Annotated in this window: 25 protein-coding genes; 15 read left to right on the top strand and 10 right to left on the bottom strand. The window is 43.5% G+C overall.

Going from position 1 to position 25,247, the window contains the following annotated elements; all coding sequences use genetic code 11:
* Positions 1–100: 100 nt before the first annotated feature.
* On the bottom strand, positions 101–1,072 hold the full coding sequence (locus ACX17N_RS11125; RefSeq protein ID WP_458892636.1) for an acyltransferase family protein: 972 nt from the start codon (positions 1,070–1,072) through the stop codon (positions 101–103).
* A gap of 388 nt (positions 1,073–1,460) precedes the next feature.
* On the opposite strand from ACX17N_RS11125, the gene lpxL reads away from it, so the two are divergent.
* Together lpxL and ACX17N_RS11115 are read left to right on the top strand one after the other, a co-directional pair.
* The gene (lpxL, locus tag ACX17N_RS11120) at positions 1,461–2,399 is read left to right on the top strand and encodes an LpxL/LpxP family Kdo(2)-lipid IV(A) lauroyl/palmitoleoyl acyltransferase (RefSeq protein WP_458892635.1); all 939 of its coding nucleotides are present in this window, start codon (positions 1,461–1,463) and stop codon (positions 2,397–2,399) included.
* A 98-nt stretch (positions 2,400–2,497) separates the two neighbouring features.
* Positions 2,498–3,607, top strand: coding sequence for a glycosyltransferase family 4 protein (locus ACX17N_RS11115; RefSeq protein ID WP_458892634.1), 1,110 nt, complete (start codon positions 2,498–2,500; stop codon positions 3,605–3,607).
* 301 nt (positions 3,608–3,908) lie between these two features.
* Here the strand turns inward: ACX17N_RS11115 and ACX17N_RS11110 are convergent, their stop codons facing one another.
* The gene (locus ACX17N_RS11110) at positions 3,909–5,021 is read right to left on the bottom strand and encodes an endonuclease/exonuclease/phosphatase family protein (protein WP_458892633.1); all 1,113 of its coding nucleotides are present in this window, start codon (positions 5,019–5,021) and stop codon (positions 3,909–3,911) included.
* 187 nt (positions 5,022–5,208) lie between these two features.
* Between ACX17N_RS11110 and asd the strand changes: the two genes are divergently transcribed.
* The 5 genes from asd to truA all read left to right on the top strand — a co-directional run bounded on the left by asd (position 5,209) and on the right by truA (position 11,088).
* Positions 5,209–6,327, top strand: a complete 1,119-nt coding sequence (gene asd, locus ACX17N_RS11105) for an aspartate-semialdehyde dehydrogenase (RefSeq protein ID WP_458892632.1) — start codon at positions 5,209–5,211, stop codon at positions 6,325–6,327.
* Positions 6,328–6,469: 142 nt separating this feature from the next.
* On the top strand, positions 6,470–7,894 hold the full coding sequence (locus ACX17N_RS11100) for a FimV/HubP-related protein (protein WP_458892631.1): 1,425 nt from the start codon (positions 6,470–6,472) through the stop codon (positions 7,892–7,894).
* A gap of 67 nt (positions 7,895–7,961) precedes the next feature.
* A complete protein-coding gene (locus ACX17N_RS11095) occupies positions 7,962–9,257 on the top strand; it encodes a FimV/HubP family polar landmark protein (RefSeq protein ID WP_458892630.1) in 1,296 nt (431 codons plus the stop codon).
* A 46-nt stretch (positions 9,258–9,303) separates the two neighbouring features.
* Positions 9,304–10,272, top strand: coding sequence for an asparaginase domain-containing protein (locus ACX17N_RS11090; protein WP_458892629.1), 969 nt, complete (start codon positions 9,304–9,306; stop codon positions 10,270–10,272).
* A gap of 18 nt (positions 10,273–10,290) precedes the next feature.
* Entirely contained in the window at positions 10,291–11,088 is a 798-nt protein-coding gene (truA, locus tag ACX17N_RS11085) for a tRNA pseudouridine(38-40) synthase TruA (RefSeq protein ID WP_458892628.1), read from the top strand.
* Positions 11,089–11,164: 76 nt separating this feature from the next.
* Here the strand turns inward: truA and ACX17N_RS11080 are convergent, their stop codons facing one another.
* Entirely contained in the window at positions 11,165–12,172 is a 1,008-nt protein-coding gene (locus tag ACX17N_RS11080) for an AraC family transcriptional regulator (RefSeq protein WP_458892627.1), read from the bottom strand.
* 229 nt (positions 12,173–12,401) lie between these two features.
* Between ACX17N_RS11080 and infA the strand changes: the two genes are divergently transcribed.
* Together infA and ACX17N_RS11070 are read left to right on the top strand one after the other, a co-directional pair.
* Positions 12,402–12,623, top strand: a complete 222-nt coding sequence (gene infA, locus ACX17N_RS11075) for a translation initiation factor IF-1 (protein ID WP_001284370.1) — start codon at positions 12,402–12,404, stop codon at positions 12,621–12,623.
* A 138-nt stretch (positions 12,624–12,761) separates the two neighbouring features.
* Positions 12,762–13,154: a hypothetical protein gene (locus tag ACX17N_RS11070; protein ID WP_458892626.1), complete on the top strand. Its 393-nt coding sequence runs from the start codon at positions 12,762–12,764 to the stop codon at positions 13,152–13,154.
* Between the two features lie 58 nt (positions 13,155–13,212).
* Here ACX17N_RS11070 and leuB read toward each other — a convergent pair whose 3' ends face one another.
* The 4 genes from leuB to leuC form a co-directional block, all read right to left on the bottom strand.
* Entirely contained in the window at positions 13,213–14,292 is a 1,080-nt protein-coding gene (gene leuB / locus ACX17N_RS11065) for a 3-isopropylmalate dehydrogenase (protein WP_458892625.1), read from the bottom strand.
* A gap of 35 nt (positions 14,293–14,327) precedes the next feature.
* Positions 14,328–14,897 carry a hypothetical protein gene (locus ACX17N_RS11060; protein WP_458892624.1) on the bottom strand — a complete coding sequence of 190 codons (570 nt, stop codon included), beginning with the start codon at positions 14,895–14,897 and terminating at the stop codon, positions 14,328–14,330.
* 101 nt (positions 14,898–14,998) lie between these two features.
* Positions 14,999–15,649 (bottom strand): 3-isopropylmalate dehydratase small subunit, encoded by a 651-nt coding sequence (gene leuD, locus ACX17N_RS11055; protein WP_458892623.1) that lies wholly within the window; start codon positions 15,647–15,649, stop codon positions 14,999–15,001.
* Positions 15,650–15,670: 21 nt separating this feature from the next.
* Complete coding sequence (gene leuC, locus ACX17N_RS11050) at positions 15,671–17,089, bottom strand: 3-isopropylmalate dehydratase large subunit (RefSeq protein ID WP_458892622.1); 1,419 nt, start codon at positions 17,087–17,089, stop codon at positions 15,671–15,673.
* A gap of 230 nt (positions 17,090–17,319) precedes the next feature.
* Between leuC and ACX17N_RS11045 the strand changes: the two genes are divergently transcribed.
* Both ACX17N_RS11045 and ACX17N_RS11040 read left to right on the top strand, forming a co-directional pair.
* Entirely contained in the window at positions 17,320–17,562 is a 243-nt protein-coding gene (locus ACX17N_RS11045) for a DUF2061 domain-containing protein (RefSeq protein WP_458892621.1), read from the top strand.
* A 122-nt stretch (positions 17,563–17,684) separates the two neighbouring features.
* The gene (locus ACX17N_RS11040) at positions 17,685–18,542 is read left to right on the top strand and encodes a LysR family transcriptional regulator (protein WP_458892620.1); all 858 of its coding nucleotides are present in this window, start codon (positions 17,685–17,687) and stop codon (positions 18,540–18,542) included.
* Positions 18,543–18,868: 326 nt separating this feature from the next.
* Here the strand turns inward: ACX17N_RS11040 and ACX17N_RS11035 are convergent, their stop codons facing one another.
* A complete protein-coding gene (locus tag ACX17N_RS11035; RefSeq protein WP_458892619.1) occupies positions 18,869–19,123 on the bottom strand; it encodes a DUF2789 family protein in 255 nt (84 codons plus the stop codon).
* A 148-nt stretch (positions 19,124–19,271) separates the two neighbouring features.
* Positions 19,272–19,925, bottom strand: coding sequence for an HAD family hydrolase (locus tag ACX17N_RS11030; protein ID WP_458892618.1), 654 nt, complete (start codon positions 19,923–19,925; stop codon positions 19,272–19,274).
* A gap of 182 nt (positions 19,926–20,107) precedes the next feature.
* On the opposite strand from ACX17N_RS11030, the gene ACX17N_RS11025 reads away from it, so the two are divergent.
* Positions 20,108–20,590 carry an RNA pyrophosphohydrolase gene (locus ACX17N_RS11025; protein WP_458892617.1) on the top strand — a complete coding sequence of 161 codons (483 nt, stop codon included), beginning with the start codon at positions 20,108–20,110 and terminating at the stop codon, positions 20,588–20,590.
* An 85-nt stretch (positions 20,591–20,675) separates the two neighbouring features.
* Entirely contained in the window at positions 20,676–22,973 is a 2,298-nt protein-coding gene (ptsP, locus tag ACX17N_RS11020) for a phosphoenolpyruvate--protein phosphotransferase (RefSeq protein WP_458892616.1), read from the top strand.
* Here the strand turns inward: ptsP and ACX17N_RS11015 are convergent.
* Positions 22,970–23,167, bottom strand: a complete 198-nt coding sequence (locus ACX17N_RS11015; protein WP_458892615.1) for a DUF7230 family protein — start codon at positions 23,165–23,167, stop codon at positions 22,970–22,972. The two genes, ptsP and ACX17N_RS11015, sit on opposite strands and share 4 nt — an antisense overlap.
* A 236-nt stretch (positions 23,168–23,403) precedes the next feature.
* Between ACX17N_RS11015 and ACX17N_RS11010 the strand changes: the two genes are divergently transcribed.
* Together ACX17N_RS11010 and ACX17N_RS11005 are read left to right on the top strand one after the other, a co-directional pair.
* Positions 23,404–23,844 carry a MarR family winged helix-turn-helix transcriptional regulator gene (locus ACX17N_RS11010; protein WP_458892614.1) on the top strand — a complete coding sequence of 147 codons (441 nt, stop codon included), beginning with the start codon at positions 23,404–23,406 and terminating at the stop codon, positions 23,842–23,844.
* Positions 23,845–24,186: 342 nt separating this feature from the next.
* The gene (locus ACX17N_RS11005; protein ID WP_458892613.1) at positions 24,187–25,176 is read left to right on the top strand and encodes a zinc-binding dehydrogenase; all 990 of its coding nucleotides are present in this window, start codon (positions 24,187–24,189) and stop codon (positions 25,174–25,176) included.
* Positions 25,177–25,247 lie beyond the last annotated feature (71 nt).

Here is a 25,247-nt window from a genome sequence, read left to right as displayed (position 1 = left end):
GCTTGATTCCTCAAATGTCTGTTAGTCAGGCATTTGAGGAGATTCGAATTTTCAAAAAATAACTAATATTATCAACGGTTCTGACGCAACCGTATCTATTTTATTTTTGCCAAAGTCTACTGCTCGGTTTGACTAACCACAACGACAGTTTCCGCAACAGTTGATCAAAAACACTTTGTCTCAACACCCAGCAGGTCATGATCGAAAGTACCATACAAACTCCAATTTTGATGGCAATTGGAACATCCAACTGTATCCAGTGCGCCAGCCAAATCACCACAAAACCATGCAGTAAATACACAGGCAAGGTGTTTTTTCCTAATTCCGTAAATCGGGTGCCTAGACCTTGAAATAAGGTCAAAAGGGTTAAAATCCCCCAACTCGACATCAGCATACAGGCAAATCGAATCAGACTGCCCTGCCAGACGTCTACTTTAAGTTGCGTATAACTTAGGCTGCCATACCACCAGAATTGGCTGAGATGGGTGTAATACAGAATGAGCATAATCAAACCTAGGCTCACACTTCCCAACAAAAACGTATGCTTTTGCTGCTGTAACACTTCTAATATGCGCTGCCCATAACGACATCCCAGTACAAAAAAAGGTAAAAATACCCCTATTCGACCAATCGAATAGGCATAATTATTCCAAGGTGATAAACCTATTCCGAACGCGACCAATATGGCCCACAATAAGACGTATTGACTGCGATAAAACACATGCATGAATAAGGTCCATGCCATCATGCCCATGAGATACCACATCAACCAATATGGTCGTGCAAATAGGGTAAAATGCCACTGCCCAGTCATCAAAGCATTAGACGCCACGTACAACAATTGAAAAGGCACAAATAAAGCAACAAAGAAGATGATATTTTTCAACCAGTTCTTATCTTTATACAACATACCGGAAATAAAAATAAAAGCGGGCATATGTATGGCATAAATGGTTTCAAGAATTAAATGACTTGTAGGTTGCGACCACCCGATCATTCGTTCCAGAAAATGCCCCAGCACCACTAAAAAAATTAGCCCAGCTTTGGCGGTATCAAGTGCTTCATTTCTCATGAATTGCTACGGTGATTTAACAATATCAAATAGTTTAACATTAGTACGCTAGGGTTGATTCAGCATAATGATTTTTGCTGATTGGAATAAAATAAATGCCTTGCACTTCAGTCTACACAACAGAGATAACACAACCTAATTTTTCATAAATCTTTGGTCCATTTACACTGAGGTTTAGGGTAATTTTCTGATTCACCTCTCAGAATTGATCACTTCGCTATTTCATTCTCTTAAATCCGATTTGCCCTGTAAAAAATCGCTCAATTAAGCACTTAGGGGCAACAATCACGTCAAGCACTCAAGTTGCCCCAGTTTCAGCCCAATGGTGTCCAATTATTTCCGCTTCATGCTAAACTCAAAGCTTTCTTTTCTAAGCTTTTCATCAGTTATGAGTAATAAGCCAGACTATCAGCCCGGTGAATTTCAATGGTCCTTTCTTCTGCCTCAATATTGGGGCATTTGGCTTGGCATTGTATTTCTGATGATACTGGCAATTTTACCGTGGGCCATACAGCACCGTTTAGCCACTTTTCTGGGCAATATTGCATTTAACAAACTGAAATCACGCCGCAAGACGACCGTTCGTAATTTGGAAGTGTGTTTTCCTGAGTGGAGTCCAGAACAGGTTCAAGCCAATGCACGTCAAGTGTTTGTCGATCAGATGCTTGGGGTATTTGAGACGCTAAATGCTTGGTATTGCCCGCAATGGTTTAAAAACCGCGTCAGCATTGAAGGCTTAGAACATATTCAAACGGCACAAGCCGCAGGTAAAGGTGTATTGCTATTAGGGACACACTCCACTTTATTGGATGCCGGTGGTTATTTATGCGCACAATATTTTGAACCCGATGTGGTTTATCGTCCGCAAAACAATCCTTTGTTAGACATGCTGATCTACCGTTGTCGTGCCACGATTTATGCAAATCAGATTGACCATGACGACATGCGTGGCTTAATTCGCAATTTAAAAAATGGACATGCCATCTGGTATAGCCCAGATCAAGATTTTGGTTTAAAGCAAGGGGTCATGGCCCCCTTCTTTGGGGTGCCAGCTGCAACAGTCACAGCACATCGACGTCTATTAAAGATTTCGAAGGCCGTGGCTGTGCCTTTATATTTTTATCGTCATGGCGATGTTGCCAATCCGCAATATCACTTATTGATTGAACCCGCTGTCGAAAACTTGCCAAGTGAAGACGAAGTCGCTGATGCAACCCGAGTTAATCAGATTATCGAGCGACAATTGCGCATTGCACCAACCCAATATATGTGGTTCCACCGCCGCTTTAAAACCCGCCCAGAGGGCTATGAAAAGATTTACGAATAGCTAAGTCACTGGCGAGTAAATTCGGTTCCGACACCACACGCTGTTTTTAGTTTTCCTGTAACTTGAACAGCGCAACCTCTCAAATAAGGATAAATTCAATGAAAGTGATGCAGCTTCTTCCTGAACTCAATAGTGGTGGTGTTGAACGTGGTACCCTCGAAATCGCCAGAGCTTTAGTCAGTCAAGGGCATACATCACTGGTGGTTTCCAATGGTGGTCGTCTGGTGACACAGCTTGAAGCAGAGGGTTCGACTCACCTAACCTTACCGATTCACAAAAAGTCACTGTCCAGTTTATGGCAGATTCGTCCATTAAGACAGTTGATCCTGCAACATCGCCCAGACATCGTACATGTCCGTTCCCGTGTCCCCGCGTGGTTAACTCATTTTGCCTTAAAAGGCATACCTGCCGCACAACGTCCCCACTTGATCAGCACGGTGCATGGCTTTTATTCCATTAACCGTTATAGTGCCATTATGACCCAAGCAGAAAAGGTCATTGCTGTTTCAGATAGTGTGGTGCAATACATTACCGATCACTATAAAAATTGCCCGCCTAAAGATATTGTACGGATTTATCGTGGTATTGATCCCAAAGCTTTTCCGCATGGTTATCAACCTTCGGTACAGTGGATCCAGCATACCTTAAAAGACTATCCTCAACTGGAGCACAAATTTTTGTTGTGTCTCCCGGGGCGGATTACTCGCCTAAAAGGACATGAGACCTTAATTGAACTTATTCAGCAACTGCAAGATCATTACCCGTACTTACATGCAGTGGTGGTAGGTGGCGCAGATCCGAAAAAAGCGGCTTATCTGGATGAACTGGAACGGACGATTCAAACTAAGGGTCTAGACCATCACATCACCTTTGTCGGTCACCGTTCAGACATTCGCGAATGGTTGGCCTATAGTGATGTGGTCCTTTCCTTGTCGAATCAAGCTGAAACTTTTGGACGTACCGCATTAGAGGCACTCTCTGTAGGCACACCTGTGGTCGGCTGGAATCGCGGAGGGGTTGCCGAGATTTTATCTCAGCTCTATCCAGAAGGGCTCATTCCGGTTGATGATCAAGCTACCTTAATGCAAGTAATTCAGCAACATATTGACCATCCTAAACATGTTGCCCCAGTGACACAGTTCAGCTTACAAGATATGTGTGATCAAACCTTGGCACTCTATCAACAGGTTTTACAATCGTCATCATGATGAAATAAATTTCAGCTAGACTAAAACACATAACCCGAGTTCTGCATCCTGCAAAACTCGGGCATATGAGGTTGTGCTTTCAATCATCATTTTTGTTTTATCGTGCGGTCATCCTAACCTGCCATCATTTCCGTGATGTTTTCCTTCAGCGTTGTCTTCCTTAGTGGGATTATCCATTCCCTGTTCCGTGTGCTGATGAAATAAGAATAAGATAAATCTGTTCATCCGACCATTCGTCAGAGACCTAAACCTTTGTAAGCAATTTCGTACACTATTTTGATTTGAATTTGCCGACCAATTCTCACTTTTTATAATCTTGTGCAATTTCATCGGTCACGCATTTTTCTTCTTGCTCCGCTTTTGCTATCCCCTCTTGAATGGCTGCCTGAGCTTCCTGTTCATCGGCATCGGTTTGCTCAAGCTCTTGTTGCTGCTGTTCAAATTTACGCCCCGACTGCAACTCCACATAAATCGGGAAATGATCCGAGCCAATATGCGGTAAACGCTGCATTTTAATCAGCGCAAAGTCTGTACTATGAAAGACATGATCTAAAGACCAGCGCAAAAAGGGATAGTCGGCATGAAAGGTATTGACATAATGCCGCCCGACGCGAGGATCCAGTAACCCACTAATGCGCTGAAACAGTCGGGTCGTTCTCGACCATGCCACATCATTTAAATCCCCCATCACAATGCAGCTTTGATCCAATTCTTTGATTTGATCTCCCACAATCAACAGCTCAGCATCACGTAAGGTAGAATCTTTGGCTTCTGTTGGGCTCGGCGGTTTGGGATGCAGACAATACAACTGCACGGGCTGCCCTGAAGGCAGCACTACTGTGGTATGAATCGAGGGAATTTCATCACTCAGAATAAACTTTACTTCGGGCTTTAATAATTTTAGACGGCTGTACAAATGCATGCCATATAAATTATCTAATGGAATCGGGACGCGATAGGGATACTCCGCCTCAATCACCTCTAGGGCCTGTTGCCAGCGCTGATCGGTTTCCAAGGTGAGTACCAGATCGGGCTTCAATGTTAAAATTTGTTCAATCAATAAATGATATTGAGTATTTGGTGTCAGCACATTCGATACGATCAGGGAAATTTGGCGATCGGGTTTTAAGTCCGCCGCAGAAACCGTTTGCACCTGTTTTTTCCAGAGAAAGGTATAGGGCAGAACCATTTTTAACTGATAAGCCAGAGCTGCAATTAATGCCACTAAACTCAGCTCACGTGCCATATCCCAATCGGCTGGACTGAAAAGCAATAAAATAAAAGCCAATATTCCGATGGCCAAAATTTGCAGCCTTGGAAAATCCGCACCGCGAATCCACCATTCATCTCGGGGAATCAGTGACCAAAAGGTCAAGACCACCACCAACATCGCCAAGATTTCCACCCAGATCATTTTGTTTTTCTCGGTCTATCCTGTTCGCAGAATTGATTTTCCCGAACTTTATCAATTTTGTATGTATCATAAACAAGTTATTTCTCTCAATTATATTGATGTTTTACTTATGTAGTGCTTGCAGTTGTGGTCGCTTTTGATACACTCAAACCCCTTTTAATTTTTTAACGCACCGAGGCAAAATGACATGAAAGTAGGTCTGGTCGGTTGGCGCGGGATGGTTGGTTCCGTCCTTATGCAACGTATGGTTGAAGAGAATGACTTTGCTCACTTTGAGCCATTCTATTTTTCTACCAGTAATGCAGGTGGTGAAGCCCCTGCATTTGGTGGTAAGACTGCCCCAGCACTTATGGATGCATCAGACATTAACAGTCTGAAGCAAATGGATGTCATTATTACCTGCCAAGGTGGCGACTATACCTCTGAGGTTTTTCCAAAGCTGAAAGCTGAAGGCTGGAACGGTTATTGGATTGATGCTGCTTCAACGCTTCGTATGGATGATGAAGCCATCATCGTACTTGACCCAGTCAACATGAATGTGATCAAAGACGGTTTAGTCAAAGGCACTAAAACCTTTGTTGGCGGCAACTGTACCGTTTCCTTGATGTTGATGGGCTTAGGTGGTCTATTCCAGAACAATTTGGTGGAATGGGCAACATCCATGACGTATCAAGCGGCTTCTGGTGCAGGCGCGCAAAATATGCGTGAACTAATCACCGGTATGGGCTACTTGTACAACAACACCAAAGATTTACTGGATGACCCGAAATCTGCGATTTTGGACATCGACAGTAAAATTGCAGCGCTACAACGTGGCGAAGGCTTCCCTTCTGCTAACTTTGGTGTGCCTTTAGCAGGCTCCCTCATTCCGTACATTGACAAGCAATTAGAAAGCGGTCAATCGAAAGAAGAATGGAAAGGTCAGGTTGAAACCAACAAAATTTTAGGTAATCAACAGATCGTTCCAATTGATGGTCACTGTGTGCGTATTGGTGCCATGCGTTGCCACTCACAAGCCTTAACTTTAAAGCTCCGTAAAGATGTCCCGCTTGATGAGATCGAAGATATCATTGCCAGTGCCAACGATTGGTCTAAAGTGGTTCCAAATACCCGTGAAGCATCGATGACGGATCTTACTCCAGTTGCAGTCACAGGAACTTTAACTGTGCCTGTTGGTCGCCTGCGTAAACTGAACATGGGTAAAGAATACCTAGGTGCATTCACAGTTGGTGACCAACTGCTTTGGGGTGCTGCAGAACCGTTACGCCGTATGCTCCGCATTCTGATTGATTTTAAAAATGCATAAGTATTTTTAATTATTCACACAAAAGCCGATCAAATATGATCGGCTTTTTATGTAACTAGAATGTTATCCATTTACAATTCCTCCACATCTCGGTAAGGTATAATTCTCTCGTTGCGATATATGACCAGAGTCAAAAACTAAGATGACTGTATATAACAAATTAAAAATAGCTATTCTCGCCATTATTGCATCGCAGAACCTTCATGCGATTAGCATAGAGCCATTACAAATTCAGTCTGCGCCTGGGGAACTACTTTACGCAGAAATTCCGTTCCATCATGCCAAAACCGATGCTCCTGTACAGGTCAGCTTAGCGACGCCTGAAGATTTAAATTCGCTTGGTGTCATGCATCAGCCACCTGGTCATTTAAATTTCTTTTCACGCCAAAGCAGTTCCGGTGAAGGGGTCATTACCATTACGTCCTCTCGTCCATTGACTGAATCTGAACTGAATATTGTGGTCAGAATTCAAGAAGGCAATGCGGTACATTTACAGCATATTCGTACACCAATTCAGCGTACTGCCTTGCCTAAACCTAGGTTCAATGCCAAGGCCAATGAAACAATCCTCAGCCCAATCATGATTGTGAGTGAAAAGGATATTGCGCTGAATTTACCAACCAGCACCCAATTACAGCCACCCGTCATGGCAGCGCAAAGTCCTGCAATACCGGATCAAAAGATTGCAACTCAAGCGAAAATCCAACCTGTAAAACTCGAAGCACGACCAAGCATAAATGACGCCCCGATTGTGGTGTCAAGCGTGGCCAATACATCTGCTCCAAGCGAGCAGACCACAACTACAAACGGGAAAACGAACGCTGTAACCAAACAAGCAACTAATGTTGCAACGACAGCAAGTACACAATCAGCAGATCCTTTAGTCCAGCAATATCAAAAACGGGTTGAAGCTGAGAAGCTTGCGGCTAATGCTGCCCAAACACCAGCTCCTGCTCCCACAAAAGCAGCTAAAACACCTGCAGCTGAAACGGCAAAGTCCGCTCCTGCGCCAGTAGCCGCTAAACCTGCACAGTCCAATCAACATGTGGTACAAAACAACGAATCATTATGGGCAATTGCACAACGGGTGGCTACTGAGCAAAATCGTCCCATTGGCGAAGTGATGCAACAAATTAAAACTGAAAATACCCATGCCTTTATTCAAGGTGATATTAATCGCTTGCGTCGCGGGGCAACCTTAAACCTACAGACCAACACCAACAAGCCGCAAAAACAGGTGGTGAACCCGACGACGACAACTGCAAAACAGTCTGGAAAAGCCAAATACCGCCTTAACCAAGCCGAAATGAGCCTCGTAGCGGAAAAAAATCCAGAATCCACCAATGGCAGTGCCAAACAGAAAGCTGAGAACGAACAAATATCAAATGAATTGTCATTAAAAGTTATGACATCACGAGAAAAAACCGTTAAATTACAGAAAGACGTAACCCAGCTGGAATTGGCACTCCGTCAAAAGGATCAAAGAATTCAATTATTAAATGCTCGTCTTGCACAATTGCAACAACAGTTGAAAGCACAACAAGCACAGAAAAAGCCAAACAGCTAAAGTGTTATATAATTTTGATATTAGAATCAGTGTCTTAAATTTGCATTCGATTCATAAGGGGTAAAACATGCTGATTTATGTGATTCCGTTTGTACTTTTGTTAGTCGTCGCAATTGTTTTAAAAAAGCGCGAAGCAAATAAAGAAGCCGACACGGCACCTAAAAAAACGGCGGCGGCACGCAACAAAGCTAAAACACCTGCAAGCAAACGGAAAACCCCAGCAAAAGCACAAGTTGTGGAAGAAGAGCCCGTTATTGAGCACAAACAGGCAACCGTACTCAATAATGAATTACGCACTCAAATTCAGGGGCTGATTCGTGACCGCAACTTTTTTGCCGCAGAAGCTCAGATTAATCAGGCCCTGAATAAAGATAATTCACAACATGAACTATATTTACTCTTGCTCGAAGTTCATCTTCAACAAAAAGATGAATTTGCTATTGGTCAACTCTTCAATCATTTACGCTCTTTAGAGCTAGATGAAACACTGGCTCAGGCTGAACAGAAAAAAGCTGAATATGATAAAGAACATGCTTTTCAAGCTGAAACAAATGAACATCAGCCTGTCGCAGCGTCTTTAGATTCAACACCTCAATCCAATCTAAACAACAGTTTAGATTTTGATGCCCTGATTCAAGATAAACAGCCGACTCTAGCGAGCCATCAGGCCCAACCAGAAACGCTCGAACAAGATAAACCCTTAGAGTTCAAATCCTTTAGCATTAGCTCGGAAACGATTGAACCCGCGTCTGAACCTGCCGTAAAAGAAAAAACTGTAAGCTCTCCGTCCGACAGTTTAGAGTTAAAGCCACAAGCTGAAGAAATCTCAACGGCAAAACTGGAAGCTGAAGCCGCAGTGACCGAGTTGAAAGATCTGGAATTCTCATTCTCGCTGGATCCAGTTTCAAGCACTGCTTCTACAACTGAACCAGCCGTTACAGCCGCTGAGGAAAAGTCTGAAACTGAAGATCAACCTGAATTTAAATTCTCATTTGATCTTGAGCCATCTACATCGACTCAAGCAGCACCGCAGATTGAGCCAGACATTGCTGCACCAGCAATATCATTTGATCTCGAGCCGCAACAAACAAATCTGGCAACTGAACAGGCCATCACACAAGATCTGACTGAATCTGCACCAGCTAGCGCACAAACAGAGATAAATTTACAAGATCCTTTAGTGCAGTCCTTCCCTGAGCTGTGTGAAGTCAATGAAATTACACTTAATCTGGATTTAGCCCAACAGTACATTCAGTTGGGCGCTTATGAAGCGGCTCGTCGTCTGCTCGCTGAAAAATCGAATAAATTTTCAACGGAACAGCAGCAACAAGCTCAACAGTTACTGAATCAAATAGCTTCTTAAAGCATTTCCCTCTACTATAAAGCAGTCATACTTGACTGCTTTTTTTATGATGAAAAAAATTGCTTTAATTTATATGGGTGGAACTTTTGGCTGTGTTGGAGAACCGCTGAGCCCAATGCCAGCAGCTGAATTTATTCCTCAACTGGAAAAAGTACTGCCCCTCGACCTGAATATTGAATGCCTAGTTGCTCCGGTAATCAAGGATAGCAGTGCCTGTACAGCTGCTGATTGGCTGCAACTGATCCAATTTATACAACACCTGCAATTACAACAATTCCAGCATTTCGTGATTATTCATGGTACAGATACACTGAGTTATGCCAGTGCAATGCTCGCCAGATTTATTGGGCAATCGGCCCATGTTGTGCTGACTGGTAGCCAGTATCCTTTACTCAATATAGAGGGAAGCGATACACGCGAATTTACCGACGCGATTGATAATCTGAATTTTGCCTTACACGCTGTACACAACCAACCTGTCGGGGTGTACTTGGCATTCCATCAGCAGTTATTCCACGGTCGTAGTGTATTAAAACAACATACCACTGAATTAGATGCCTTTGCTGGACTGGACAGCCACGTTAAACTTGCACAGCCTGCTGCTTATGTTGTGAGTGATGATGATCTGGTGAAAGCGCAGGGCTTTAATTGCCTGAATCTCATGGTACAACCGATTGACTTAGCTCAACAATTACAAAATTTACAGTTGATCGCGCAACGCCCTCCGCGTTTCCTGATTTTACAAGGCTTTGGTACAGGCAATATGGCCGTCAATGCCGCTTGTATTGAGTTGTTGCAACAATTACGTCAGCAAGGATGTCTGGTGATCCTCACCACACAAGTCTGCTTCGGTACACTTGATCAGCGCTATGCCATCAGTCGCTGGATTCAGGATGCTGGGGTCTTGGTCAGCGATTGTATCAGTCATGCGGATTTATATGCCAAAGCATTACAGATGTATTTAAAATACGACACAGCTGAGCAATGTTTCGCACATTGGCATGCTTCGGTTTAATTTGAGGTAAATAACCCTATGCAACGTTTCGCCATCGGCATCGAATTTTCTGGTGTTCATTATCGTGGCTGGCAAACTCAGCAAGCTGGTGTCGTCAGTGTGCAAGAAACACTGGAAAAAGTGCTCAGTAAAATTGCGAATGAGCCAATTATGCTGCATGGTGCAGGCCGGACAGACGCAGGGGTTCATGCCACCGATATGGTGGCACATTTCGATACAAATGCCATCCGTCCAGAACGTGGCTGGCTGATGGGAGCCAATAGCCAACTCCCCAAAGATATCGCGATCCAATGGATTAAAGAAATGGATCATGAATTTCATGCCCGTTTCAAAGCTCAGGCACGTCGTTATCGTTATGTGGTGTATAACCATCCACAACGCCCAGCGTTGCTGTATAAACAAGTGACGCATACCTATTGCGCTCTTGATGTAGCCAAGATGATGGCAGCCGCGAAAAAATTTGAAGGCACCCATAATTTCGAGAGTTTTCGTGCAGCGGCCTGCCAATCTAATCAGCCTGTGCGCCATGTCAGCCATTGTCGCCTGATTCAACACGGGGCGTATTTAGTGCTTGATATTCAAGCCGATGGCTTCTTACATCATATGGTGCGCAATATTATGGGTTGCTTGCTTGAAATTGGCCAAGGCATGTATGACGTGGATCATATTGACCATATCTTTGCGGCACAAGACCGTAAAGCCGCAGGGGTGACAGCGCCACCCGATGGTCTGTATTTTATTCATGCCGACTATCCAGCGCAGTTCGATTTACCTAAAGTCGCTTTAGGACCGCATTGGCTGAATATGCCTGAATAAATCAAGCGTTTTTAAATAGGGCTCTGCGCCAACATAAAAAACCTCCCGAATGGAGGTTTTTTATCGACTTTAATGCCTAACGCTGTTTACGTTTCCGATATTCAACCGGGGTTTCATTGGTCCAGCGCTTAAATGCGCGGTAAAAAGTACTTGGTTCAGAGAAGCCTGTGAGATAAACAATTCGCTCCACACTTTCATTGGTATTTGCCAACAATTTCTTTGCCAAGCGACAGCGATAGTCTGAAAGAATCTGCTGAAAACTGGTATTGGCTTCACTCAATTGGGTCCGCAGACGACGGGGGGTAATATTGAGATGTGCTGCGACAGTTTCCAGAGTAGTTTCGCCGCTTTCCAGCGTTGAACCTATTGCACGACGCACTTCACCCACCAGGTCATAACGTGCCAACTCCTGCAATTTCTCAAGCGCGAGTTGCTCATGTAATTGTAACAATTCAGGTTCTGCCTGCCATAATGGATAGGCTAAAATTGACGGATCAAAATATAGGCGAGTTTCTTTTTGCCCTAAACTGACTGGACACTCAAATACGCGAAAGTACTCATCGTCTGGCGCACCTTGAGAAAAGTTAAAATCAATGTATAGCGGTTGAAACCGTCCTTCAGTAATGAATTTAAAAAACCGCAAAATACCAGACATGGCACATTCAGAAAAATGACGATTGATGATATTTTCTGCCCAAGGCTGCTCGCCATTGGTCAAATAACAGCGGTCATCCTCAATCACCAAGCGAGCATGAAAAGCGTCACTGATTAGACGTTGATATGCTAAGGCACGCTTTAAACCTTCACCAAAGTTTTCACTACTGACAAATAGATGCTCAATCACCTGCCCTCGATATAAAGGCAAGTGTTCACCTAAATGTAAACCAATATCTGGGTCCTTACTGACTTCCTCTGCCGCAGCCCAAAAGGCAAATTGTGCATTTAATGGGGTTCGATCATTGGCATGAACTTGTTTTAAAGCCACCCCTGCTTTTGTTAAAATTTCTTCGGTTGGTAATCCTGAACGACGAATCGCCTGATAGCCCAATCGCAGTACAACCGATGCATCCGTTAGCTGACCCACGCAATGACCTTCCTTGTATGTTATTCATTTATACCTAAAACAATAAATTTAGATTAACTGTGATTGACCAAACTGACAACATCTATAGTCAAATTTTTCTGGAATTTTTTGAAACCGACAGTTCGCTTAATTTACTGCCAGCCAGCACGCAAGCGCGGGTTTGATTCTTGATTTTTTCTAAAAAATTGACTATAATTTGCCCCTTTCCAATTTGATCATCAGGTAGGCTATGGCCAATAAAGAGGAACTCATTGAGTTCGAAGGCGTTGTCACCGAAACGCTTCCTAATACGATGTTCCGTGTACGTTTAGAAAACGGTCACGAAGTAATTGCTCACATTTCTGGTAAGATGCGTAAACACTATATCCGCATTTTAACTGGCGACAGTGTGAAGGTAGAAATGACCCCTTATGACCTCACTAAAGGTCGTATCACGTACCGTGCACGCTAATTAGTGAATGCAAATGAAGCCACATGATGTGGCTTTTTTGTTGCCTAAATTTTTGTATAAAACCGTTTATCCAACTCTACAACCATCGCGGCTATACTTGCCTATAATAAGAAAATCATCATCCGCATAGGATCTCCTATGAAGCTGATTTCCTTATTACTATGCAGTCTTTGCTTGTTCCTCTCCACTTGCGCTACTACGCCCACTTCTAGTGTGCAACTGGAGCAGTATTTACAGCGCTATATCGGTCAATCCAGTGCCTATATTAAGCAAAACTTTGATTTACAGGCCTTAGGTTATGCTCCAGCAGAGCTGATGAAACAAGATCAGCACATGCTGTTATATAGTATTCCACGTTCAATCAATATCCCCATTCCCATCCCTCAAGCGCCAAACAGTATGGGCGAAGCCCCGTTATACATTCCCAGCAACAGTAATCAGTACTATTCAACCGATCTTGCCTGTAACATCGTTTTCCAACTGAAAAATGACATTGCCATATCGGTACAGGTGAGCCAACGCACGTGCTAAAACCTTTTATACATAAAAAAACGCAGCCTAGAGCTGCGTTTTTCGTGTGGTCACGCCATTATGCGAGAGCAGCAACAACTGCTTGACCCATTTCCACAGTCCCAACCTTGTTCATGCCTTCAGACATAATATCTGCTGTACGTAAACCTTGATCCAGTACTTGACCTACTGCATCTTCAATGGCCTGAGCTGCTGCTTCTTCACGGAACGTATAACGTAGCATCATTGCCACCGACAAAATGGTGGCCAATGGATTCGCAACATTTTGACCCGCGATATCTGGTGCAGAGCCATGACATGGTTCATACATACCTTTGCCATTTTCATCTAAAGAGGCTGAAGGCAACATACCAATCGAACCCGTCAACATCGCTGCCTCATCCGACAAAATATCGCCAAACAAGTTGCCCGTGACAATCACGTCAAACTGCTTCGGCGCGCGCACCAACTGCATTGCAGCATTATCGACATACATATGCGACAAATTAATTTCAGGATATTGCTGTTCTTTTAATGCAGTAACGGTTTGCTTCCAAAGCTCGGTGACTTCAAGGACGTTGGCTTTATCCACTGAACAAACTTTACCACCGCGTAATCCAGCCATCTCAAAAGCGACTTTGGCAATACGCTTAATTTCTGATTCAGAATAAACATCCGTATTAAAGCCTTGCTTCTCACCATTTTCGAGTTCACGGATACCACGTGGCTGACCAAAATAGATCCCACCTGTTAATTCACGCACGATTAAGATATCTAAACCTGCCACAATTTCAGGTTTCAAGCTTGAAGCATCCGCCAATTGCGGATAGAGAATCGCAGGACGCAAGTTCGCGAATAGATTTAGTTCGCTACGGATTTTTAATAATCCGCGTTCTGGGCGAATTGAACGCTCAATCGTATCCCATTTTGGACCACCGACAGCACCGAGTAAAATCGCATCGGCTTTTTTCGCCTGTTCAGCAGTCACTGCTGGGTAGGGTTCGCCGTGCGCATCAATTGCAGCGCCACCCAGTAAACCATGCTCCCATGTTAAACCTAAATTAAATTTTGTATTGACTCGGTCAAGTACATGCTCGGCAGCTTTGACAATTTCTGGTCCAATACCATCACCCGCCAAAATCAAAATTTGTTTAGACATGAGAACTTCCATTATTTGATCAGTACACTGACTGTTTAGAGATTAATTTTTTGCTCTACAAACTCGCCCAATCCAGTTTGAGGATCATACGGTCTACAGAAGCGGCGAATTGTTTTTTGTTCTTGCTGTAAATCTACACACAATGGATCTGGCGCAGACGCATTCAATAAACTGACATGTTGTCTGGTTCGATCACGATACATTGTAAAGGTATAGCGTTGTTTGGCCTTAAATGCATGAATTACATGTAAAGTTTCAGCTCGATCAGGCGAAATGGGATAAAACCGAATGACCAATTCCTGCTGTTTTGCAGGTGCCGACAAATACAAGGCATTCGGTTGATTCAATGATTTCGCTTGTAAGCGTACCAAGCCTTTATCAATTGCATCGGTGGTCACGCGATGAGTTTTTGAATCTATGATAAAGACATCACCTAGACGCTCAAACTCACAATTATGTGTTCCTGAACAATAAATTAAAGCATTGGCATGTGTGCTTTCGGTATGTTCCACTTGTTTAATGCGGGCACTGTCCAACCACTGGCAACCACTCAGTGCACTCAACAATAATCCTGCAACTACACATCGACCGAAAACCTTCGTCATCTTTCTAGCCCAACCTTGCGTAATAAAGCATTTATCATCTTGATTATGCCTCCGATGTTAGCAAGAGTTGGGCCGTGTTGTCATGACCTAATCTGCACGCTTTATCCCTGAATTTCTTGAAAAACCCATGGACGTGACTGTTTAGTTTTGGCTTCATAAGCACGAATGTCATCTTGGGCTTGTAAAGTTAAACCAATATCATCCAAACCATTTAATAAACAATGCTTACGGAACGGGTCAATTTCAAATTTAAAGGCTTCACCTGATGGTGTACGCACTTCTTGTGCTTCAAGGTCAATGGTTAACTGATAGCCTTCCGTTGCCGCACATTCTTTAAAAAGCTGATCGACAATTTCTTCAGCCAAAATTACCGGTAACATGCCATTTTTAAAGCTGTTATTAAAGAAAATGTCCGCATAGCTTGGCGCAATCACGGTTCGGAAACCATATTCTTCCAATGCCCACGGCGCATGTTCACGGCTTGAACCACAACCAAAGTTGGCACGAGAAATTAAAATCGTCGCACCTTGATAACGCGGCTGATTCAATGCAAACTCAGGATTTTTAGGACGTTTAGAATTATCTTGACCTAAAAAGCCTTCGTCTAAATAGCGTAATTCATCAAATAAATTTTCACCAAAACCAGTGCGCTTAATCGACTTCAAAAACTGTTTTGGAATAATTAAATCTGTATCGACATTGGCACGGTCTAATGGTGCAACAATACCTTGTTCAACGGTATATTTTTTCATGTCTTTGCTCCCCAGCCCGAATTAAAATGATCGTACATCAACGAAATGACCTGCAATTGCCGCTGCGGCTGCCATTGCTGGACTTACCAAATGCGTGCGACCACCATTGCCCTGACGGCCTTCAAAGTTACGGTTAGACGTCGAAGCACAATGCTCACCCGGTTGTAATTTATCCGCATTCATTGCCAAGCACATTGAACAACCTGGTTCACGCCATTCAAAACCAGCTTCAAGGAAGACTTGATCCAAACCTTCGTCTTCGGCTTGTTTCTTGACTAAACCAGAACCTGGAACCACCATGGCTTGTTTAATAGTTGCAGCAACTTTACGACCTTTCACTACTTCTGCCGCAGCACGAATATCTTCGATTCGTGAATTGGTACATGAACCAATAAATACGCGATCCAATTGAATATCTGCCAATGCCTGACCGGCTTGCAAGCCCATGTATTGATACGCACGGGTCCAGTCATTGCGTTGTACATCATCTTTAGCATCTGCCAAAGTCGGTACGACTTGAGACACTGGAATCACCATTTCAGGAGAAGTGCCCCAAGACACTTGCGGCTCAATCTCTTCGCCTTGTAAAACCACGACCGTGTCAAACTCGGCATCTGCATCTGAATGTAAGGTATTCCAATAAGCTACCGCAGCATCCCACTGCTCTGCTTTCGGTGCATAAGGACGGTCTTTCACGTAAGCAATGGTTTTATCATCAACAGCCACCATGCCCACACGTGCACCGGCTTCAATTGCCATGTTACATACCGTCATACGTCCTTCAATCGACATATCACGGAACACCTGACCACCGAATTCAATTGCATGACCTGTACCGCCAGCGGTCCCGATTTTACCAATAATGGCTAAAACGACGTCTTTAGGTGTAACGCCCTGACCTAATGTTCCATCCACGCGGACTAACATGTTCTTCATTTTTTTCTGAACCAAGCATTGGGTCGCCAATACATGCTCAACTTCTGAAGTTCCAATCCCATGTGCCAAACAGCCAAAAGCACCATGTGTAGCCGTATGCGAGTCACCACACACCACCGTCATCCCCGGTAAAGTTAAACCTTGTTCTGGTCCAACCACATGGGCAATCCCTTGGCGGATATCATTGATTTTGAATTCAACAATATTGAAGGCTTCACAGTTGTCATCCAAGGTTTGTACCTGAATACGTGAAGTATCATCTTCAATCCCTGCAATCCCCTGTTCGCGCTCTTTCTTTGAAGTTGGCACGTTATGGTCAGGCGTTGCGACATTGGCACTTAAACGCCATGGTTGACGGCCTGCAAGCTGTAAACCTTCGAATGCCTGCGGTGAAGTCACTTCATGTAATAAATGACGGTCGATATAAAGTAAGCACGAACCATCATCACGTTGTTTTACTAAGTGGTCATCCCACAATTTGTCATATAAGGTTTTGCCTGCCATGTCGACGCGCTCCATAGAACTGGGTAATTGCTATACTTTAGGTGATTATAACGCTGAAATAATATAAATCTAATTTATCATTTTTATAGATTTAAATACTTTTTGGAATGAATTTAACACCCAATTAAAATCGCATTATTCGATTATTTTAAAATAATTATTCGCTTTTACAGATTAAATTAAACTCATTATCATTAAGCCATACAGCGCAGCTCAAGGACATTTTTCTCATGGCACATATTTATCATTTTGTTCAGCACAATCAACGCACATTAAAAAAAACGTTCAGCTACTACCTTATGCATATCAGTGTAGCGATGTTCGTTGGCTACTTTGTAACAGGCAGCTGGGTCATGGCAATTACCTTAAGTTTACTCGAACCAACGGTTCAGGCGATCGCGTTCTTTTTTCATGAAAAAGTCTGGGATAAAAATTCAAATCAGGCGACGAGCACACAGGACATTTCAGCCTAATCATTCAGTCCTGAGTATGCTTTCCTCTTTGCACCCTAAATCTGGGTGCTTTTTTTATTTGCTTAATGCTAAAAGTTTATAAATAATACATAACACATAAAAAAACTTTATGGATTATATCTATGAACTTGGCCGCCTTTGAAGCCTTTGTAAAAGTAATGGAAACAGGTTCGATTTCCTTAGCGGCTGACCAACTGTTTATTACCCAACCCGCGGTCACCAAACGAATTCATAGTTTAGAAGATTATTTTGGGGTTAAACTGTTTGAATCCGCAGGACGTGGGGTACAAGCTACCCATGCTGCACACTCGCTGTTGCCCAAAGTTAAAAACTGGCTGAATGAACTGGGTGATATTCATCACACCCTGAGTCATGAACAAGGGCAAGTACAAGGCAAACTGAAAATCGGCACTAGCCATCATATTGGCCTGCATCACCTCCCGCATCATTTACGCAATTATGTACAACACTTTCCGCAAGTCACTTTAGATGTGCATTTTGTTGATTCCGAGCAAGCCCACGAACAGGTTTTGGCTGGTGATCTAGAACTGGCCTTTCTGACGCTACCACCGCAAGGGGATGAACGCTTAAATTATGTCACTATTTGGAATGACCCTCTGGTGTTTGTGGCGGCCCCATTTCACCCTTTGGCTCAGAAGAAAAATCTAAAACTTGAAGATCTGATTGCCTATCCAAGCTTATTGCCTTCGGCTCAGACCTATACCAGTCAAATTACCTTGGCCGAGTTTGAAAAACAGGGCTTAAAGCCGAAAATTACCATGAGCAATAATCCGCTGGAATCAATCCGGATGTTGGTGTCAATTGGCTTAGGTTGGTCGGTGCTGCCACAAACGCTGCTGAATCAAGATTTGCAGCAACTGGACATTCGTTTTGAAATGAACCGTCAATTGGGCATGGTTTGGCATCCGGCACGTACCCAGTCCAAAGCCGTTTTAGAATTAATTAACATGATGAAGTAAGCTTTGACAGCATGAAAAACCATCCTGAAGGATGGTTTTTTATCTTTGCCATAAACCTTCGCTATAGATTTTTCGATAAAATAACCTCTGAAAAAAAGGCTGCAATCTCAAACTCAGGTGATTGTGCCATCAGGGGAATTTCTTCAAACTGCTCTACAAGAGTCAGTTTTCCGCAACCAATACGGTACGAGCTTGCTCAGGCTGATTCATGCAGGTCACCTGCTTAAATAAAACTGAAAATGAAAAGATTGTTGATCTTAACGGAGCTCTTTCTTTTGATTTATTCAGTTATGCCATGGTGCAACCTATTTAAGCCCATCCCTAAATTACAACTTACTTTTGAGCATTGAATCTTCATGCAACGATTCATTCAGCTGATCGACAATAATCGCCCATTCACCATCGGACTGGATTTTTTCTTCTAAAAATTGCCGCTGTGCCCCGCTCCAAAAGTCGGCCTGAGCAATATGGGTTTGTGCATTCAGTTGATGCGTCACAATAAATAGCGCGATTGCATCTTCACTGGCATCTAAACCGAGCTGTTCAAATAAATGTGTCATTCTTGGGCGCACTTGATTCATTTTAATATTCTCCAGTGTTCTTATTCTCCCTCTTAGCATATCAACACAACAGCCGAGAAACTGTTAAATCTCTTTAATCTGTCCATAAAAAAGCATGGGCAGATTTCAATCCACCCATGCTTGTTTATTAAAATCTGCTGAAAATTCTTTAGCTGATTGACCAGTCTTGAATGTCCCAGCCCTGTTCTTTGGCCAAAACTTCTAGGCGATCATCTGGATTCACCGCAATGGCATGGTCGGCATATTCCAACAAGAAACGGTCATTAATGGAGTCGGAGTATGCCCAAGACTCTTTTACTTCTCGTCCATCTAGCCATAAGTCTAAACGCGCCAATTTACCTTTTTGGTAGCACGGAATATTGATCACTTTGCCCGTATATTTACCATCGATCACTTCTGCATTGGTGGCGATAATTTCGCTAATGCCAAATTCACGAAAAATCGGTGCCGTAATAAAGTCCGACGTCGCAGTTATTCCCACCAAAGCATGTCCAGCTTCCCGATGTTTTTCAATTGCGGCAAATCCTTCAGGACGCATTTGTGGACGAATCACTTTATGCATAAAGCGTTCATGCAATTCAGTTAAATACTGATTGTCGTGCTGAGTCAGAAATTCAAAGACAAATTCATTATAGGCAATCGGGTCTAACTGCCCCGCTTTATAGTCTTCATAAAATTTGTCATTCATTTGACGATGGCGGATAGGGTCGACCAGTCCTTCATTGACTAAAAACTCTCCCCAAGAATGATCTGAATCGGTATTAAGTAAGGTGTGATCGAGATCAAATAGCGCCAATTTCATGAAAATACTCGTAAAAACTGAAATTTAAGAAAAAAATTGTAAATCTATCTCCGCTAGTCGATAGAAATTCGTTAAGATCATAGCAATTTTAACATTTTAGCTTTGTTTTGGTTCGAGTTGGATAAAGAAATAACAATCCCCGAACGCGAGGCCACAATATTACACAAAATTTAGGTAGCCAAATGATCGACTCTGAAGGTTTCCGACCCAATGTCGGGATCATTTTGGCAAACGACTTTGGACAGGTTTTATGGGCAAAACGCATTGGACACAATGCTTGGCAATTTCCACAAGGAGGTATCCAATATGGAGAAACCCCTGAACAGGCACTTTATCGTGAGCTGAGAGAAGAAGTTGGCTTACTGCCCGAACACGTCGAAATCATAGCGCAAACTAAGGGTTGGCTGCGCTATCGTTTGCCACATCGGTATATACGTGCGGATTCAGACCCCGTATGTATTGGTCAAAAACAAAAGTGGTTTTTACTGAAACTGACCGCTTCGGTACAGCACATTCAATTGAATTTGTCTGACCCGCCAGAATTTGACCAATGGCAATGGGTCAGTTACTGGTATCCATTAGGACAAGTGGTGAATTTTAAGCGCGATGTCTACCGTAAAGCCATGGTAGAATTGTGCAATCAATTACCCATTAAAAACCCTTAAAAAAAATGTATAAAAATGCAGATTTTTTAAGACACTATTGCTATAAATAATACTAATTTAGACCTTTATTTTGGGAGCAGACTTTATGTCAAATATGCAACTGGATACCCTCAGACGGATTGTACAAGAAATCAATGCGTCCACCAGTTTGCATGAATCACTCGACATAATGGTCAATCAAGTCGCTGAAGCGATGCATGTCGATGTCTGCTCCATCTACCTTCTCGACGAACGCAATCAACGTTATCTACTCATGGCCTCTAAAGGTCTGAACCCCGAATCTGTCGGTCATGTGTCTTTACATACTGGTGAAGGACTTGTCGGTCTTGTGGGGCAACGTGAAGAAATCGTCAACCTAGACGATGCACCAAAGCACGAACGGTTTATGTATCTGCCAGAAACAGGGGAGGAAATTTATAACTCGTTCCTCGGTGTACCTGTGATGTACCGTCGTAAAGTGATGGGGGTATTGGTGGTACAAAATAAGGAACGACAAGATTTTAGCGAAGCTGCAGAATCTTTCCTTGTTACTTTGTGCGCGCAGCTTTCTGGTGTAATTGCCCATGCACATGCTGTCGGCAATATTGATGTATTCCGTAAGCCGAACAATCTGCCGGCTTATAAAACCTTTCAAGGGGTTTCCGGTTCTGGTGGCATTGCCTTGGGTCGTGCCGTCATCTTGTATCCTCCTGCAGATTTATCCGCAGTTCCTGACCGTGAAGCTGATGACATCAGTGAAGAATTGGATTTACTGGATCGTGCGCTTACAGCAGTACGCGAAGAAATTCAGTCACTCGATGACAAAATGCAAGATGCCTTGATGGCCGAAGAACGCGCCCTGTTTAGTGTGTTCTTACGCATGCTGGATGAGAATGCCCTGCCAGCCGAAATTAAATCGGAAATTCGGGATGGTAATTGGGCACAAGGTGCGGTACGTATTGTCATCGATAACCATATTGCTCTGTTTGCGCAAATGGAAGATGACTACTTACGGGAACGCGTTGCCGATCTGAAAGATTTAGGCCGACGAATTTTAGCGTTTTTACAAGAAGCGGATTCTAGCCATCGTGAGCTGACCGATGAAAGCATCCTGATTGGGGAAGAAATTTCCACGGCGGCCTTGGTCGAATTGCCCGTGGATAAGATTGCCGCGATTGTGACCACCGAAGGCGCCATGAATTCACATATGGTGATTGTGGCACGTGCCTTGGGCATTCCAACCGTGGTCGGGGTCACGGAACTGCCGATCAATACCCTTGATGATGCCGAAATGATTGTCGATGCCCATCAGGGACGGGTCTTTATTAACCCGCCGCGTCGTTTGCGAACCCGCTATAAAGAAATTCAGAAAGAAGAAGAACAAATTGCCAAAGACCTGAAACAGTACGAGACCAAAGATGCCATCACTCCGGATGGTGTTGCAGTGCGCTTGTACGTCAATACAGGTTTAATGATTGATGTGGTGCGTGGTGTGCAGCGCGGTGCGAAAGGTGTCGGGCTGTATCGTTCTGAAATTCCGTTTATGCTACGTGACCGCTTCCCTGGCGAAGAAGAACAACGTGCCATTTATCGCCAGCAACTCAGCCATTTCGCCAACAAGCCAGTGGTGATGCGTACCCTCGATATTGGTGCAGATAAAGACCTGCCTTACTTCTCAATTGAAGAAGAAAACTCAGCTTTAGGTTGGCGTGGGATTCGCTTTACCCTCGATCATCCTGAAATTTTTTCTTCGCAAATTCGTGCCATGCTCAAGGCCAGTATTGGCCTGAATAATTTGCATATTCTGTTACCCATGGTCACCAGTGTGAGTGAGGTCGAAGAAGCCCTATATTTACTAGATCGTGACTGGCACGCCGTTCAAGAAGAAGAACAGGTCAAAATTAATAAACCTAAAATCGGGATTATGGTTGAAGTGCCAAGTGTGCTGCTGCAAATTGAAGAGTTTGCAGAATTGGTGGACTTCTTCTCGGTCGGTTCAAATGACTTAACGCAATACTTATTGGCCGTAGACCGTAACAATCCACGGGTTGCTAACGTCTATTCGCACTACCACCCTTCTATCTTGAGAGCACTCACGCGCTTGGTACAAGAATGCCATCAGTATGACAAGCCGATTAGTATCTGTGGGGAAATGGCGGGGGATCCGCTGTCTGCGGTGCTGCTGATGGCGATGGGCTTTAATACCCTCTCGATGAGTTCGAGCAATATCTTACGTGTGCGTAAAGCGATTTGTCATGTCCCGATGAGCGATGCACAACAACTGCTGGAACGCGTGCTGAAAATGAGTAATCCGTTAATGGTGAAAAGCTGGATGGAATATTATTTTAAAACGCATGGTTTGGCCGATATGGTGAAATCGAGTACCCGAATTGTCAGTGCCTAAGTCAACAGCACAGTATTGATGAGACATAAAAAAGGGCGATAATCTTCGGAATATCGCCCTTGTTTGTGTTTGTTATAACCACGTTTTGCATTTTTCTTTCGATCTACAAACACTTGGCTTTTGTTGACCTCGTGCATGTATTTTGCCACAAAATTATGCATCACAGCTTCTGGCTGTGGCTTCTTCTTTGCCATTCTGTTTCACCTTATTCACAACAGATTTCAAGCATGCTCTGAGTAGAACATGCCCTGCGATAATACGCCTTTCTGTTGCTTTTTCAAGCAATTTTTCGTCCTCAGAACGCCCTACTTCGGTCTGCAAAAATGCTTCTAAATTCAGCCAGGGTCGACCGAGTAAAATTCATAATTGGCTACAAGCCTAGCGCGCTTACCGTTATAATATCAATAATTTCCACGCTCGGTGCCCGACCATGTCCAAATCAGAGGAGTTGTTAAAGCTCGATAATCAACTGTGCTTTGCGCTCTATTCGACCAATCTGGCACTGAACCAATATTATCGTAAATTACTACAGCCACATGGGATTACTTATCCGCAGTACTTGGTTATGCTAATTTTATGGGAGCAGGATCAACTGACAGTATCTGAAATTGGCGAACGGATTTTTTTAGAGTCTTCCACCCTCACCCCCTTATTAAAACGTCTAGAAAGTTTGGGTTTGATTGAGCGTAAACGCTCAGTTGAAGATGAACGGCGCGTGCTGATTTCCCTGACAGACCAAGGCAAAGTCCTAAAACAAGCTGTATTGCCGATTCCAGAACAAATTTTGAATGCCATTCAATGTATGCCAGACCAAGTCACCCAATTAAGAGAAGAACTACATCGCTTACGTACGCAATTAAAACAGCAATAAGATAAAACACAGCAAAAAGGAGATTGAAAAGTCCGGCTTGTACATTTTACAATCATTTTATCTCCTTGCTTGGGACCGCGTCAGGCAACCAAATCCAATACATTTTCCATCATTCACATAAAAACAATCGTGCTTGACAGATATTGAGCCTTGTCTGCCCATACGAATAAAACATAACAAACCACCTGCTTTAGCATCATGGCTCTACTTTACCAAAGGGCTGAATGTACAGATCACCGTACGATGGGATCTGCTAAAGGTAAAGCACTTCCCCCACCTCTTTCAACTCAATGTTTTGGCTAGGAAAAAAATAATGATAAGCAGATAAAAAGGATGAACATCATGAGAAATCAAGCTTTTAGGTTAGCCAAATATCCGCAAGGAACATTGAGCATAGACATGTTTGATCTGCTTCCCTTTCCCCTCCCGCAGCTCACTCAAGGTGAGTTTTTAGTCAAACAAAGCTATATGTCCTTAGAACCAGCCTTGCAGAGCTGGCAGCACAAAACACTACACAACCCGAGCAGCCATTCAGTGTTTGATGACGTCTTACAGGCTTATGGTGTGGGCATGGTGATTCAATCTTTGAATGCTCAATTTCCCGTTGGTGCGATGGTAGTGGGTCCAACCACATGGAGTGAGTATGTACTGGGGTGTGAGGAAATGCAGATTGTAGATTCGACCCTCCCCGCAGAAGCCGTGCTCGCGATTTTCTATTTGACTGGCCTGACGGCCTATGCGGGCTTAATCAAAATCGGACATGCTCAAAGTGGAGAAACCGTATTGATTTCTGACGCGAGCAGTAGCGTTGGGGCGTTATTGGGACAACTGGCAAAAGCCCAAGGCTTAAAAGTGCTTGGCATCGCAGAATCGGCAGGTCAGTGTGCATGGCTAAAACAGCAGCTTGGATTTGATGCCGCCCTTAACGAGAATGCGCCCGATTTAGCGACAGAATTAAAAGCCGCTGCCCCACATGGGATTGATCTTTTTTACCCCAATACGCAGCGTTCAAGCTTCGATCAAGTTATGCATCACATGAATCAATACGCACGGATTGTATGGGGAACCACCCATGCTGTGCAAACTCAGCATCAGCCCAAACATGCCATAGATTGGGCCGATATACAGAGGAAAAGTCTGCATTTACAAGGCTTTGTGGTGGCTGATTATTTAGACTACCAAGAGGAGGCCAATCACGTGATTGCTGCGTTGTTACAGCAAGGTCTAATCCAATATAAAGTCCATGTAATAGACGATCTAGCACATTTACCGCAACGCTTAATTGAGTATTTTAATCACGACCATGTCGGTCAATTGATGGTGAAATTTTAACGCAGATCAGAATCGGACTAAACCTGAATATATTTTTCTTCTACAAAAGAAAAAGCCCAACATCCTGTCGG

Source organism: Acinetobacter sp. GXMZU3951 (assembly GCF_054457875.1).
This window is presented reverse-complemented; position numbering and strand designations above follow the sequence as displayed.